This is a genomic window from Candidatus Symbiopectobacterium sp. NZEC135 (assembly GCF_025962695.1).
In genome coordinates this window covers 1-1,093 of sequence record NZ_JAGFPF010000644.1, presented here as the reverse complement: position 1 = coordinate 1,093, position 1,093 = coordinate 1, and the positions used below count along the sequence as shown (strand labels likewise).

Here is a 1,093-nt window from a genome sequence, read left to right as displayed (position 1 = left end):
CTGCTGTAAGGACAGCAGCGGGACGGATTGGTGAGACTGCCCGGCATGAATAAAAAGCGAAACGTCGAGCTTATCGCCACCCGCTGCCTGTAATCGCCACGACAGCTCGCGAACGCCATCAACCATCCGGCGCTGGCGTCGATGCTGGCGCAACGCGTCGCGCTGTGCCTCGGGTAACGCCAATTCCCATCGCTCCAGCGATTGCTCCCACTCTCCCACGGATAAAAACAGCACGGGCGTAGCGGGGAGCGCCTCTGTCACATCGGCCTGCAAAAACGCTGTCGCCACATCATTGATATACCCCTGGTTCCACCATACCGAAGGGCTGGAGGCATAGTAGTGTTGAAAGGCATGGCGGCAGGTAAACAGGGTATTGAGCGTAAACAGGCCACCGTAGGAGTGCCCGAACAAGGCTTCTCTGCTGGGATCGACAGCGAATTGTTGCCGGATATAGGGCTTGAGCTCATGTTGAATAAACGCCAGAAAGGCCTCTGATTCTCCTGCCAGCCCGATCGGGTAATAGCCACCGTACGGATTTGGCTCAGGCACCCGCTGCGCCACCGCCGGGCGATAATCCCGCTCACGCAGCGTCCCTTCCCGATAACCGATCGCCACCACGACACCCGGCGTCATACAGCAACGAGGACGCGCCAGCGTGCGCATCAGGGTTTCCGCCACCGGGAAGTGTACGTCACCATCAAGCAGATACATCACCGGCCATCCCTGTTCAGGCGCTGGCTCATCGGGCCAGGCAATAAACAGCTGATAGTCCCCGCAGGTGGAAGCAGTGAAAATCTCCTTCCGCGTTGGATAATGCTGATACAAAAATGACACCCCTCTTGTTCTGTTCCCTGTCCTGGCCCGCCAGTAGGCTGAAGCAAAAACGCATCAGCCCGGCAATTGTAATCCCAGTGCACGCAGCATGGTACCCAGTTTCCCGGCGATCTCTTCCCACTCTTTCTGAGCGTCAGAGCCTTCTACGATCCCGGCACCGGCGAAAAAGCGCACCTGCTGCTGCCGAATGATGGCACTGCGGATGATAATAGCCCATTCACCATCGCCGCGTTGATCGCTCCATCCCACAATACCGCTG

Annotated in this window: 2 protein-coding genes; both read right to left on the bottom strand. The window is 58.1% G+C overall.

Annotation, left to right across the window (positions count from 1 at the left end):
- Positions 1–825 (bottom strand): alpha/beta hydrolase (locus J5224_RS29420; RefSeq protein WP_264628607.1); only part of this gene is annotated, 825 nt, incomplete at its 3' end.
- A gap of 63 nt (positions 826–888) precedes the next feature.
- The coding region (locus tag J5224_RS29415; protein WP_264628606.1) for a chorismate-binding protein at positions 889–1,093 on the bottom strand (205 nt) is incomplete at its 5' end.